This is a genomic window from Ruegeria marina, from assembly GCF_900101475.1.
Lineage (GTDB): Bacteria > Pseudomonadota > Alphaproteobacteria > Rhodobacterales > Rhodobacteraceae > Ruegeria_B > Ruegeria_B marina.
On record NZ_FMZV01000005.1, the window covers coordinates 243112 to 255231 of the forward strand.

A 12120-nucleotide genomic window follows, 5' to 3' on the forward strand; every position below is an offset into this window, starting at 1 on the left:
GGAATCAGCCCTTGTCGTCGGGGTCGGCCTGACCGACCCCGCGGAACACGAACCGGAACGGCAGCGCCCAGAGCAGGCCGAGGACGACGAACACGGCAAGTTCCAGCAGCATTGGCAGCCCGTCGAACCGGGCGCGCAACCAGTCGGTCAGGGTGACGGCCAGCACCACGTAGAGCGGCAGCCCCACCAGCAGGATCACCAGCGCCCAGCGACGGCGGGCCTTGTAGCTCAGCGCCATCAGTCGGCAAACGGGTCGGTCACCAGGATGGTGTCGTCCCGCTCCGGGCTGGTGGAGAGCAGTGCAACCGGGCATTCGATCAGTTCTTCGACGCGGCGCACGTATTTGATCGCGTTGGCGGGCAGGTCGGCCCAGCTGCGCGCACCCTCGGTCGATTCCGACCAGCCGGGCATTTCCTCGTAGATCGGGGTGCAGCGTGCCTGTTGATCGGCGGCGGTGGGCAGGTAGTCGAGCCGGGCGCCGTCGAGGTCGTAGCCGACGCAGATCTTGAGCGTCTCGAACCCGTCGAGCACGTCCAGCTTGGTCAGGGCGATACCGTTGATGCCGCTGGTGGCGCAGGTCTGGCGCAGCAAGGCCGCATCGAACCAGCCGCAGCGCCGCTTGCGCCCGGTGGTGGTGCCGAATTCATGGCCACGGGTGCCCAGACGTTCGCCATCGGCATCGTGCAGTTCCGAGGGGAACGGTCCTTCGCCCACACGGGTGGTATAGGCCTTGACGATGCCCAGAACGTAGCTGATCGCGCCGGGGCCGATGCCGACACCGGTCGCGGCCTGGCCCGCGATCACGTTCGAGGAGGTAACGAAGGGATAGGTTCCGAAGTCGATGTCAAGCAGTGCGCCCTGCGCGCCTTCGAACAGGATGCGCTTGCCCGCCTTGCGCTTTTCGTTCAGCACCTTCCAGACCGGCGCGGCAAAGGGCAGGATCTGCGGCGCGATCTCGCGCAGCGTGGCCAGCAGCGCGTCACGGTCCACCGGGGCGATTCCCAGCCCCTTGCGCAGCGGGTCGTGATGTTGCAGGGCGCGGTCGACACGGGCGGTCAGGGTCGCGTCGTCCGCGAGATCGGCGACGCGGATCGAGCGGCGGCCGACCTTGTCCTCGTAGGCCGGGCCGATGCCGCGGCCGGTGGTGCCGATCTTGGTGCCCTTGGAGGCGGCCTCTTCGCGGGCGCGGTCGAGCTCGCCATGGAAGGGCAGGATCAGCGGCGTGTTCTCGGCGATCATCAGGGTTTCGGGCGTGATCTCGACGCCCTGTGCGCGGATCGTGGCGATTTCCTTCACCAGGTGCCAGGGATCGAGCACGACGCCATTGCCGATCACGCTGAGCTTGCCGCCGCGCACCACGCCCGAGGGCAGCGCGTGCAGCTTGTAGACCTTGCCGTCGATCACCAGCGTATGGCCGGCATTATGACCGCCCTGAAAGCGCGCGATCACGTCGGCGCGCTCGCTGAGCCAATCCACGATCTTGCCCTTACCCTCGTCGCCCCACTGGGCGCCGACAACGACGACATTGGCCATATTTGGTCCTTTGCTGGTGTTACAAACCCGCGTCCATATACCGGTGCGCGCGCGGCAGGGAAACCGCATTTTCGACGCATGTGATCTGAATCACTGGACAGATTCGCGCATTTGAGCAAATCTCGGCGGCAAAAAAGTCAAAGGCGGCTTGGAAATATGGGCGTATTCCTGAGGTGGTTGTTTGCCTTCGTGTTGCTGGCTCTGACCTACAACCCGACGGAACTCAACTACGTACACTGGACCTATGGGCATTATCAGACCCATCTTTCGATCGCGGTCTTCAGCGGTTTGCTGCTGGCCATCGGCTATATCATCTATATCCGCGCCACGCTCCGCTCGATCGGCCCGTTCGGCATGGCGCTTGTCCTGTCGGTTGTGGCGTCTCTGTTATGGGTGCTGTTCGACCTCGGCCTGCTGCATCTGGACAACAACACCGCAAATGTCTGGCTGGGCATCCTGGCGCTGTCGATCGTGCTGGGCGTGGGCCTGAGCTGGAGCCATGTGCGCCGGGCGCTGGCCGGGCAGGCGGATGTGGACGATGTCGACGAATAGCCCTATCGTTGCCGAGGTTTCGCAAAGGGGCTTTTGATCTCAAGGTGTGAATGCAAAGAAAAACGGCGCCATCGCGGCGCCGTTTTGCGTTTTTGTGGATGCTCTCAGCTGGCGGCACGTTTGTCGGGGCGGAACCCGATCTGGCCCGAGGCGGTGAACTGGCCGTTGGCCGTCTTCTTCAGCTTGCCCTCGCGCAGCAGCTGGCCAAAGGAGCGCAGCCCGTCCTCGCGGTTGAACTCCTGATCGTCGAGCTGGCGGACCTTGTTCATCAGCTGCGGGCGCGAGAAATGGTCGCGACGTTCGACGAAGGACATGTAGGCGGCCGCCGCTTCGAGCAGCTCATGCAGTCCGCTGGCCCCGGTTTCGGCAACGAAGTCGGCAAAGTTGCCTTCGGTTGCAGCTGCCGGGGCGTCGTCGCTGACCAGGTTTGCCACGCGGCGCGGCAGGACCGGCCCGCGCGTGGCTGCCGCGCGCGGAGTGTCGATCCGCTGTTCGGCCACCAGTTTGAGCGGCGCCGGGCGCGCCTCCTCGCGGCTGCGCGGGGCCTGGCCCGAAGCAACCGGGCGGCGCGGACGGACCACTTCGGCAAGGTCCTTGCGGTAGTCGTCATCGTCGTTGGTCCGGGTTCCGTAGGTACCGCCAGCCGAGCGTTCGGCGTGGGTCGATGCAACGGCGGCCCGCATCTGCGAATAGGTTTCCCGCTGGCTAGAGAGATCGGGATCGCCCAGTTTCTCATCTGCGGCGGCCATCAGCCGCGAGACATCATCCGCTTCGGCGCGAAGGGTACCTTCGTCGTTCTCGTCCTGATCCGTGTCTTCATCCTGATCGTCCGCAAAGAAAGAAGCATCTTCGCTTTCATCCAGATCGGTTTCATCGGCGTCTTCGTCTGCCTCGGCAAAAAGAGAGTCGCGATAGTCCTCGGCACCCTCCTCGATCTGGTCTTCGTCCTCATCTTCGAACACGTCGCGGCCTGCAAAGTATTCGGCCTCGACAGCGGCAAGTTCACGCAAGAGGTCTTCTTCGTCTTCGGGCGACAATGAGCCGACAAGGGCCTCTTCTTCCGGTTGCTCCGGTTCCGCCTGGGGGGTCTTGGCCCCCTTGATCACGGCGACGCGCACGGCGACCTGCGGTTTGGGCGCTGCCTCCGGCTCGTCCTCGTATTCATCCGACAAGCTTGTCGGCAGACCCTCGTCCTCATCTGTGTCGAAACCGTAATCGGCCTCGGGTGCGCCGGGGATATCCGCCCGGGTTTCCGGGACGATGTTTTCCGAAGCCATGTCTTCGGCATGTTCGTCTTCGGAATAGTCCGGTTCGACACGCGCGGACTGTTCGTTGCGCGAAACTACGGCGCGGATACGCTGAAGCTTGGCGGCGATCGAATCGGCAGCGGGCCGGGCGGGCGAAGTTTCCTCGACCGGCTCCGCCTCGGGCATGGCAAAGGTCTCGGGCCAGTTTTCTGTCTCGACGTCGTCGTTGATCCGGGCCGCGATGCCGGCAAGGATATCGTCGGCGTCTTCGAACTCTTCGTCATATGTCCTTTCGGCGACAGCCGGCTGTTCCTCGCTGGCGACCTCTGGCGACGGCGTGACGGGTTCCGGTTCGTCCTCGGCGAGATACTCTTCGGCTTCGGCTTCGGCTTCGGCCGTTTCGGCGGTCACTGCGGGGGCAGCGGGTTCGTCCTGTACATCTTCGACCAAAGCTTCTTCTTCCGCGGGCGCTTCGTCTGCGATATCCGGCTCTTCCACCACTTCGGCCTCGGGGGCGGCGGCGGTTTCGGCCTGCGTGGTTTCGGCAGCGGGTGCGGCAAAGGGGGCAGCGATCGGTTCCGCGGCGCGCAGGACGATGCCAGTGGCTTCGCGGCGTGCCTCGACCTGGCGCGAGATTTCGCGCTGCGCGATGCGCGCCAGCATCTCGGCATCGGGTTGCGGCGGTTCCGCGCCGAAGTATCGGTCGTCGGCGGCCAGGTCCCGGAAGTACTCGGCAATGGCCTTCATCGTCTCGAAAGAGTCGTCGAACCCTTCGAGAGTACAGGAAAAAGTCCCATACGAGACGGTCAAGACCTTGTTGTTCTGTACCATGGGATGCTCGTCCTCTACATAGTTGTGGCTAACCGTTTACCATCCCCTGGGCGTCAAATTCGGCCCGATTCTGTGCAAATGAGCGTATCATTTTGTGACCACAATATGTCCTGTTTCCAAAATGGGCGATAATCTAGGGCAAAAAGCCGCGATTGTTCGGTCTTCCGGGCCAGTTGCCCTTGTCGGAGGGGGCGATGTGGGGCCGGAGGACCTGAACCTGGCGCTGAATCGCGCCAGTTTGCTGGTCGCAGCCGATAGCGGCGCGCTTGTTGCGCTGGCGGCGGGCCGGATGCCGGACGCGGTGATCGGCGACATGGACAGCCTGCCCGACCTGGAGCGGGCACATGTTCCGATCGAGCGCCTGCACCAGATCGCCGAGCAGGACAGTACCGATTTCGACAAGGCATTGCGCCATATAGATGCGCCTCTGGTGCTGGGCGTCGGCTTCACGGGAAGCCGGGTCGATCACCAGTTGGCCAGCTTCAACACCCTGGTGCGGCGCGCCGACCGTCGCTGCATCCTCATCGGGATTGAGCAGATCGTATTCCTGGCGCCGCCGCTGCTGGAACTGCCGCTGGAGCCGGGCAATCTGGTCTCGGTGTTCCCGATGGCGCGGGTGGCGGCGCGGTCGCAGGGGCTGCATTGGCCGCTCGACGGGCTGGAAATGGCGCCGGACGGGGTCATCGGCACCTCGAACAGCGCGACGGGCCCGCTTCGGATCGAGACGGCGGCACCGGGCTTGCTGGTCATGTTGCCGCGCACGGCACTGGATGCGGTCATCCAGGCGTTGCTTGCGCCCGGGAGCGGGCGATGGCCTGCTCGCGCAGGATGACGTAAAGGCCGGCGGCGACGGTGATGCAGATCCCCAGCGCCGCCAGCCCATCGGGCAGGTCGCTGAACACCAGCCAGCCGATGAACGTGGCGAAGGGGATTTCGAGATATTGCATCGGCGCCAGCGTGGCCGAAGGCGCATAGCGCAGCGACCAGGTCATCAGCAGATGCGCGCAGGTGCCCAGAATGCCGATGGCCAGAAGCAGCCAGAGCGTACTGCCCGATATCGGGGTGAAGCTGAGCTGGCCGACCCCGGCGGCGGTGCCGATGAACAGGACCGGGGTGAGCACCACGCTGGCCATTAGGCCCGACACTGCCTGGAGCGCGATCGGGTCGGTGTCCTTGGCCAGTTGCCGGGTGACCAGCATGAAAAGCGCGAAGACCACCGCCACCACCAGCGGCAGGAGCGCGGGCCAGCCGACCTCGGCGAAACTCGGCTGGATCACCAGCATCGTGCCGATGAACCCCACCACGCAGGCGATGATCCGGCGCGCGCCGACCTCTTCGCCCAGCACGTATCTGCCCAGCAGAAGCATGATGAAGGGCATGACGAAGGCGATAGCGACAGCATCGGCCAACGGCAGGTAACGCAAGGCGGTGAACATCGCCCAGATGCCGATGATATGCAGGCCGGTGCGCAGCGCCGTCAGCCGCAACAGCCGCCCCCGCATCCGCCAGGGCCGGCCGGTGACCAGCACCAGCGGGATCAGCAGCACCGCCTGGATCGCGAAGCGCACCAGCAGAAGCTGTCCGGTCGGCACATGGGCGCCCAGCAGCTTGGCCACCGCGTCCCCCATGGGGGCGAGGATGCAGAAACCGAGCATCAGGAGAATGCCAAGAACGGGGCGGTCATGGGTCATTCGCAAACGCTACTGCGTTGCATGTCCGCCGAGAAGCCATGCCGTTGCGGCAGATCGGATCGCGGGCGTGACATATCCGGTTAGGATTGCGCGGGATTTCTGCTAGACTTGGGGGTGCAGGTCTGAAAGGCAGGATGGCCATGGGATCGGATAACAGCTTTCATCTTTCGACCGCGGCCGCCGAGGCCTATGACACCAGGAAGGTTCCGGCGATCTTTGGCCCGATGGCCGGGCAGACGCTGGCGCGGGTGGAGATTGCGCCGGAGGCGCGGGTTCTGGACGTGGCCTGCGGCACGGGCGTGATCGCGCGGCTGGTGCGGGACCGGGTCGGTCCGGCGGGGCGGGTGACGGGCGCCGACCTGAACCCGGCGATGATCGCGGTGGCGCGGGACAGGGGGCCTGCCGGTGGATTGGGGATCGACTATGTCGTGGCTCCGGCCGAGGACATGCCTTTCGAGGATGCGGCGTTTGACCTGCTGTTCTGCCAACAGGGGATACAGTTCTTTCCCGACAAACCGGCCGCGCTGCGGGAAATGCGCCGCGTGACCGCCCCTGGCGGGCGGCTGGTGCTGACATGCTGGGCCGGAACGCCGCCGTTTTTTCAGGCGATAGGGGCTGCGCTGGAGCGGCACATGGACAAGGCCGCGGCTGACAAGGCGGTGGAGCCTTTCGCCTGGAATGACGCCAAGATGATTGCGGAGATGATCTCGGCCGCGGGATATGATTGCCCGGCGCCCGAGCCGTTGACGGTGGAGCGCCGGATCGCCTTTGACAAGGGCGCGATCCGGACCGAGCTGCTGGCGACGCCGAACGAGGCCGCGCTGCTGGAGGCGGGCGAAGCGGTGATCGGGCGGATCATCGACGAGGTTCTGGCCGAGGTGCGCAGGTTCGAACAAGACGGCCAGTTGCGGATGCCGCAGACCGCGCACCTGTTCCAGGCCGTCGCGATCTGAGCCGGTCTCAGCAGTTCGGCACGTTGACCGCCAGCCCGCCCAGCGAGGTTTCCTTGTATTTCTCGTTCATGTCTTGGCCCGTCTGGCGCATGGTCTCGATACAGGCATCCAATGGCACGAAATGCTTGCCATCGCCGCGCAGCGCGAGGCTGGCCGCCGAGACCGCCTTGATCGCGGCGAGCCCGTTACGCTCGATGCAGGGCACCTGCACCAGCCCCTTGACCGGGTCGCAGGTCATGCCGAGGTGATGTTCCAGTGCGATCTCGGCGGCGTTTTCCACCTGTTCGGGCGTACCGCCCATCACCGCGCAAAGGCCGGCGGCGGCCATGGCGGCGGCGCTGCCGACTTCGGCCTGGCAACCGGCCTCGGCGCCCGAGATCGAGGCATTGTACTTGACCAGCCCGCCGATGGCGGCGGCGGTCAGCAGGAAATCCTCGATATGGCTGGGCGAGGCGCCCGGCACATGGTCGAGATAGTAGCGCAGCACCGCGGGCAGGGTGCCCGCCGCGCCATTGGTGGGCGCGGTCACCACCTGGCCACCGGCGGCGTTCTCCTCGTTCACCGCCATGGCGTAGACGCTCATCCAGTCGTTGATCGTGTGCGGCGCGTTCAGGTTCATGCCGCGTTCGGCCATGAGCGCGTCATGGATGCCCTTGGCGCGGCGGCGCACCTTGAGGCCGCCGGGCAGGATGCCGTCTGTGGCCAGTCCGCGTTCGATGCAGTTGTTCATCACCTCCCAGAGCCGCGCGGTGCCGCGGGCGAGCGAGACCTCGCAGCCGCGCGCGATCTCGTTGGCGCGTTTCATCTGGGCGATGGACTTGCCCGAGGCGGCGGCCATTTCCAGCATCTCGGCGGCGGATTTGAACGGGAATGGCACCGGCGGGCCGTCGTTGGTGTCCTTGCCCTGGGCCAGTTCCTCTTCGGTCAGCACGAAGCCGCCGCCAACCGAATAGAACACCTGCCGCAGGATCACGTCGTCCTGCGCGTCGGTGGCCATCAGGATCATGCCGTTGGCATGTCCGGGCAGGGCGTGGTCGTAGTCGAAGACGAGGTCGGTCTTGGGGTTGAAGGCCAGCACCGGCAGCCCCTTGGGCGTTACCGTATGGGTGGCGTGGATCGCGGTCAGCGTGGCTTCGGCCTTCTCGTTGTCATAGCTGTCGGGGACAAATCCCGCGAGCCCGAGAATGGTGGCGCGGTCGGTGGCGTGGCCGACCCCGGTAAAGGCCAGCGAGCCATGCAGTGACCCCTTGACGCCGTGAAAGGCGAAGGGCGAGGCGCGCATCATGTCGAGAAAGCGCGCGGCGGCCACCATCGGCCCCATGGTATGCGACGAGGACGGGCCGATGCCCACTTTGAACATGTCGAAGACGGAGAGGAACATATCAGGTAGCCGAGCCTTCTGGCGGGTTTGGGTGACGGGGTGAGGTGAAGGGCGTGTCGCCCAGCCCTTCGGCGGATTGCGCCGCGCGGGTGGCGGGATGCGTTTCGAGCGCGGTCAGGATGCGGGCAAGATGCGGCGTGTCGGAGAGGCGGAACCAGCCGCGGTCGGAAGCTGCGGGATAAAGCGCCATCCAGCGCATCTGGCAGGCGATATACCAGCCGAGCGCCGAGGGCGCCGCGGGCGAGAGCCAGCGCGGCGCGGTGGCGGCAACGGCGTCGAGCAGCGCCAGATGCGTTGCCAGCCGCGGGCGCAGGCCCGCACGCAGCGTTTCGGCCTGGTCGGCGGCGATGTATTTCTCGGGGTAGAACAGCATCCTGAGATCGGCATGCAGCGTGTTCGAAGCAAAGAACAGCCATTTCAGGAAGAGGCTGCGGTCTTCGTCCTGCGGCGCGGGGGCCAGCCCGCCATGTGTATCGGCGAGCCACAACAGGATCGCCGCCGTCTCGAAGATCGGGCCTTGCGGGGTTTCCAGCACCGGGATCAGCCCGGCGGGATTGAGCGCGCGATACAACGCCGTGTCTTGCGCTCTTGCGGCACGGTCCACCAGCCGGGTCTCGTAGGGCAGGCCCAGGTGTTCGAGCGCCAGGCGGATCACCAGCGAGGCGTTGTCGGGGGCGTAATGGAGGCGATAGGGCGTGCTCATGAGGGGGATATAGGATGTGGCCGCGATTCTGCATTTGCCGATTGCGACGTTTCCCATCGGAAACGCGTAGGTTTCCGTGGATCAGGGCTTTTGAGCATGGCAGACGAAATGGGTGAGGGAGAAGAAGAACCGGCCGTCGCGCGCCAGGTCCCGCTGTTCCTTCGCCCATGCGCCGGCATCGGCGTCGGTCATGGCGCCGGTCTGCACCGCGTAGCCGGTCATCAGGCGGATCATCATCGCGGCCAGCCCGTCCGGGCGCAGTTGGGTATCGCTGAAGGGGACGGGCGTCACCGCAAACAGGCGAAATCCGACCTCGGTCAGCACTGCCGGAAGCCGCGCGGGCACATCGCGGCAGGCGACATGCCGATCCCAGATGCGGCACATCTCGGCCATCCGCGCGGGCTCGTCGCTGTGCCAGGTCAGCGTGTCCCAGTGCATGTCCCCTATGACTAGCCGACCACCGGGTTTCAGGACACGAAAGAGTTCGCAGAGCGGGGGGCGCATGTCGTCGAAATATTCGAACACCTGGAGGGACACGGCCCCGTCGAGGCTGGCATCGGCGAAGGGCAGCGTTTCGGCGCGGCCCTGCTCAAAACCGACGTTGCCGCGACCCGCGCAGCGGGCGCGCGCGAGGTCGAGCATGTCGGGGCTGGGGTCGAGGCCGAGCACATGGCCGCTGTCACCCACGGCGCGGGCCAGGTCGAGCGTGAGCAGCCCGTTGCCACATCCCAGGTCAAGCAGCCTTTCGCCGGGCGCCGGGGCCAGCGTGTCGAAACTGGCGCGGCGCCTGCGGGTGATATCGGCCCCCTGATAGGCGTCTTCCAGAACGCGGGCGGTGTCATGACCGAATTTCAGCATGCAAGCGTCCTCCCCCGATAGAGCGGGATCCTAGCAGAAATCGCCCCTGTGGTCGATGCGCCGGCCCCGATCTGACCGCATTCGGATTTGGATGGGATCAAGGATTGCCGGCCCGTCGCCCTTGGGCGTTCAAGCCGGTCGGACACCCGAGTGGACAATGTTCAGGCGGCGCGCCCGGCTATGGCCGTGCCAGCCGCGTGGCCCGAGGACCAGGCCCATTGGAAGTTGTAGCCGCCGAGCCAGCCGGTGACGTCCACCGCCTCGCCGATCGCATAAAGACCGGGAAAGGATTTCGCCGCCATCGTGCGGGCATGGAGCGCGTCGGTGTCGATGCCGCCGAGCGTCACTTCGGCGGTGCGGTAGCCCTCGGTACCCGAAGGGGTCAGGCGCCAGTCGTGCAGCGCGTCGGTGAGCGCGCGCAAGGTGGCGTCCGACTGGTCGGCGAGGCGCCCGGCCAGACCCAGTTGTGGCGCCAGCGCCTCGACCAGGCGGGCGGGCAGGTGGCGGGCGAGTTCGGTGGTCAGGTCGCGGCGGCCTGCCGCCTGCCGCTGGTCGCGCAGCGCCGTGTAGAGGTCCTGGTCCGGGGCCAGGTCGATCCGGATCTCCTCGCCCTCGCGCCAGTAGGAGGAGAGTTGCAACACCGCCGGGCCGCTGAGGCCGCGATGGGTGAAGAGCAGCGCCTCGTCGAAACTGGCGCGGGCGTTCGACAGGCGGACGGGCAGGGCGACACCGGCGAGCGCGGCGAACCGGCCCTCGGGAAAGGTGAAGGGGACAAGGCCAGCGCGGGTTTCGGTGACCGGCAGGCCGAACTGCCGGGCGATGTCATAGGCCAGGCCCGTGGCGCCCATCTTGGGGATCGACTTGCCGCCGGTGGCCAGCACCAGGTTGCGGGCGTTTAGGCGTTCCGTCCGGCCCTCGCGCTCGACGGTCAGGGAGAAGCGCCCATCGGCATGGGACAGATCCTTGAGGCTGGTGTTCAGCCAGAGGGTAGCGCCCGCGCGCTCCATCTCCGAGAGCAGCAGGGCGATGACCTGTTTGGCCGAGCCGTCGCAAAACAGTTGGCCCAGGGTCTTTTCATGCCAGGCGATGCCATGGCGGTTCACCAGGTCGATGAAATCCCACTGCGTGTAGCGTGCCAGGGCCGATTTGCAGAAATGCGGGTTCTGCGACAGGAAATTCTCGGGCCCGGCGTGAAGGTTGGTGAAGTTGCACCGCCCGCCGCCGGAAATGCGGATCTTTTCCCCCGGTGCGCGGGCATGGTCGAGCACCAGCGTGCCCGGCCCGGCAAAAGCCGCGCACATCATGCCGGCGGCCCCGGCACCCAGGATGATCGTGTTCAGATGCATGTGCCGGGGGTGCCGCAAGCGGCGCGATTTGGCAAGGGGGCTCAGGCCATCGGCGGGATCGCGGGTTTGCGGCGCATGCCGCTGAGCGCGTTGAGCGCGACCGCGCCCAGGATGATCGCGCCGCCCGAGAGCGTGCCGGGGCTGGCCTCTTCGCCCAGCAGCAGCCAGACCCAGACCGGCGCCAGCATCGACTCGATCATGGTGATCAGCGTCAGTTCGGCGGCGGGCACCACCTGGCTGCCCATCGTGTAGAGCGCCATGCCCACCGCCAGCAGCCCCGCGCCCATCGCCATGGCGATGGCGATGTCGCGGGCGGGCACGATGAGCGGCTGGCCGGTGAGCCCAAGCATCACCAGCGCCACGACCATCGACAACATGCCGCCGATGGCGACGGCGGGCATCATGTCGCCCAGGCGGCCCCAGCGCAGCGCCAGGGTGAAGAGCGCAAAGCCGAGCGCCGAGGCGAGCGCGGCGAGATTGCCGGCCAGCGCCCCGAGCGCCAGCCCCTCGCGCACCATCACCACCAGACCGGCCAGCGCGAAGGCGATGGCAAGCCAGGTGGCGGGCCGCACGGTTTCGCGCAGCACCACCCAGCTGAGCGCCGCAGCCAGAAAGGGCGAGGCGGCGAACAGGAACACGGCATTGGCCACGGTGGTGGACTGGATGGCGAAGATCGCGCCCGAAAAGGCCAGCACCAGCCCGAACCCGCCCATCAGCCCCGCCCGTCCGGTGGCGCGCAGGGCCGGAACGATGGGTTTGCGCTTGCGCCATGCGACAAAGGCCAGCAGGGCAGGCACCATCGCCGCCGAGCGCCAGAACAGGATTGCCCAGGTTCCGGCCTCTTCGATCTGACGGATGGCAAGGCCCAGCAGCGACCAGAGAATGGCGGCGGCCGCCACCAGAATGACACCTGTCGAGTAATTCATGCCGCGCGCCCTCTGCCTGTTTGCGCGCGATGTTGGCTGCGGCTGGCCGATGCGTCTGTTCCGTTCGCGACGCGATCCGCCGCAAAAGACTGGTGGTTC

General features: G+C 66.3%; 12 protein-coding genes. 3 read left to right on the forward strand and 9 right to left on the reverse strand.

Annotation, left to right across the window (positions count from 1 at the left end):
- Positions 1 to 4: 4 nt before the first annotated feature.
- On the reverse strand, positions 5 to 238 hold the full coding sequence (locus BLT75_RS09670; protein WP_093030202.1) for a DUF2842 domain-containing protein: 234 nt from the start codon (positions 236 to 238) through the stop codon (positions 5 to 7).
- Positions 238 to 1533, reverse strand: coding sequence for an adenylosuccinate synthase (locus tag BLT75_RS09675; RefSeq protein ID WP_093030205.1), 1296 nt, complete (start codon positions 1531 to 1533; stop codon positions 238 to 240). The genes BLT75_RS09670 and BLT75_RS09675 overlap by 1 nt, the downstream gene beginning before the upstream one ends.
- A gap of 156 nt (positions 1534 to 1689) precedes the next feature.
- On the opposite strand from BLT75_RS09675, the gene BLT75_RS09680 reads away from it, so the two are divergent.
- Positions 1690 to 2085: a DUF6524 family protein gene (locus BLT75_RS09680; RefSeq protein ID WP_093030208.1), complete on the forward strand. Its 396-nt coding sequence runs from the start codon at positions 1690 to 1692 to the stop codon at positions 2083 to 2085.
- 104 nt (positions 2086 to 2189) lie between these two features.
- Here the strand turns inward: BLT75_RS09680 and BLT75_RS09685 are convergent, their stop codons facing one another.
- Positions 2190 to 4163, reverse strand: coding sequence for a hypothetical protein (locus BLT75_RS09685; RefSeq protein WP_093030210.1), 1974 nt, complete (start codon positions 4161 to 4163; stop codon positions 2190 to 2192).
- A gap of 121 nt (positions 4164 to 4284) precedes the next feature.
- Between BLT75_RS09685 and BLT75_RS09690 the strand changes: the two genes are divergently transcribed.
- A complete protein-coding gene (locus BLT75_RS09690; protein WP_093030213.1) occupies positions 4285 to 4995 on the forward strand; it encodes a thiamine diphosphokinase in 711 nt (236 codons plus the stop codon).
- On the opposite strand, the gene BLT75_RS09695 is transcribed toward BLT75_RS09690, so the two are convergent.
- Entirely contained in the window at positions 4940 to 5854 is a 915-nt protein-coding gene (locus BLT75_RS09695; RefSeq protein WP_093030217.1) for a DMT family transporter, read from the reverse strand. The two genes, BLT75_RS09690 and BLT75_RS09695, sit on opposite strands and share 56 nt — an antisense overlap.
- A 140-nt stretch (positions 5855 to 5994) precedes the next feature.
- Here BLT75_RS09695 and BLT75_RS09700 point away from each other — a divergent pair, with 140 nt between their 5' ends.
- Positions 5995 to 6807: a class I SAM-dependent methyltransferase gene (locus BLT75_RS09700; protein ID WP_176827911.1), complete on the forward strand. Its 813-nt coding sequence runs from the start codon at positions 5995 to 5997 to the stop codon at positions 6805 to 6807.
- 7 nt (positions 6808 to 6814) lie between these two features.
- Here the strand turns inward: BLT75_RS09700 and BLT75_RS09705 are convergent, their stop codons facing one another.
- From BLT75_RS09705 to BLT75_RS09725, 5 genes are all read right to left on the reverse strand, one after another.
- Positions 6815 to 8188, reverse strand: coding sequence for an L-serine ammonia-lyase (locus tag BLT75_RS09705; protein ID WP_093030223.1), 1374 nt, complete (start codon positions 8186 to 8188; stop codon positions 6815 to 6817).
- A gap of 1 nt (position 8189) precedes the next feature.
- Complete coding sequence (locus BLT75_RS09710; RefSeq protein WP_093030558.1) at positions 8190 to 8891, reverse strand: glutathione S-transferase family protein; 702 nt, start codon at positions 8889 to 8891, stop codon at positions 8190 to 8192.
- 81 nt (positions 8892 to 8972) lie between these two features.
- Positions 8973 to 9749 carry a methyltransferase domain-containing protein gene (locus tag BLT75_RS09715; protein ID WP_093030226.1) on the reverse strand — a complete coding sequence of 259 codons (777 nt, stop codon included), beginning with the start codon at positions 9747 to 9749 and terminating at the stop codon, positions 8973 to 8975.
- Between the two features lie 161 nt (positions 9750 to 9910).
- A complete protein-coding gene (locus BLT75_RS09720) occupies positions 9911 to 11095 on the reverse strand; it encodes a BaiN/RdsA family NAD(P)/FAD-dependent oxidoreductase (RefSeq protein ID WP_093030229.1) in 1185 nt (394 codons plus the stop codon).
- A 41-nt stretch (positions 11096 to 11136) separates the two neighbouring features.
- Positions 11137 to 12021: a DMT family transporter gene (locus tag BLT75_RS09725; RefSeq protein ID WP_093030232.1), complete on the reverse strand. Its 885-nt coding sequence runs from the start codon at positions 12019 to 12021 to the stop codon at positions 11137 to 11139.
- Between the last annotated feature and the right edge of the window lie 99 nt (positions 12022 to 12120).

Coding starts and splice junctions, on each gene's coding strand:
- BLT75_RS09685 (WP_093030210.1), bottom strand. CDS start 4,163: ATGGTACAGAACAACAAGGTCTTGACCGTCTCGTATGGGACTTTTTCC.
- BLT75_RS09690 (WP_093030213.1), top strand. CDS start 4,285: ATGGGCGATAATCTAGGGCAAAAAGCCGCGATTGTTCGGTCTTCCGGG.
- BLT75_RS09725 (WP_093030232.1), bottom strand. CDS start 12,021: ATGAATTACTCGACAGGTGTCATTCTGGTGGCGGCCGCCGCCATTCTC.
- BLT75_RS09720 (WP_093030229.1), bottom strand. CDS start 11,095: ATGCATCTGAACACGATCATCCTGGGTGCCGGGGCCGCCGGCATGATG.
- BLT75_RS09710 (WP_093030558.1), bottom strand. CDS start 8,891: ATGAGCACGCCCTATCGCCTCCATTACGCCCCCGACAACGCCTCGCTG.
- BLT75_RS09715 (WP_093030226.1), bottom strand. CDS start 9,749: ATGCTGAAATTCGGTCATGACACCGCCCGCGTTCTGGAAGACGCCTAT.
- BLT75_RS09675 (WP_093030205.1), bottom strand. CDS start 1,533: ATGGCCAATGTCGTCGTTGTCGGCGCCCAGTGGGGCGACGAGGGTAAG.
- BLT75_RS09700 (WP_176827911.1), top strand. CDS start 5,995: ATGGGATCGGATAACAGCTTTCATCTTTCGACCGCGGCCGCCGAGGCC.
- BLT75_RS09695 (WP_093030217.1), bottom strand. CDS start 5,854: ATGACCCATGACCGCCCCGTTCTTGGCATTCTCCTGATGCTCGGTTTC.
- BLT75_RS09670 (WP_093030202.1), bottom strand. CDS start 238: ATGGCGCTGAGCTACAAGGCCCGCCGTCGCTGGGCGCTGGTGATCCTG.
- BLT75_RS09705 (WP_093030223.1), bottom strand. CDS start 8,188: ATGTTCCTCTCCGTCTTCGACATGTTCAAAGTGGGCATCGGCCCGTCC.
- BLT75_RS09680 (WP_093030208.1), top strand. CDS start 1,690: ATGGGCGTATTCCTGAGGTGGTTGTTTGCCTTCGTGTTGCTGGCTCTG.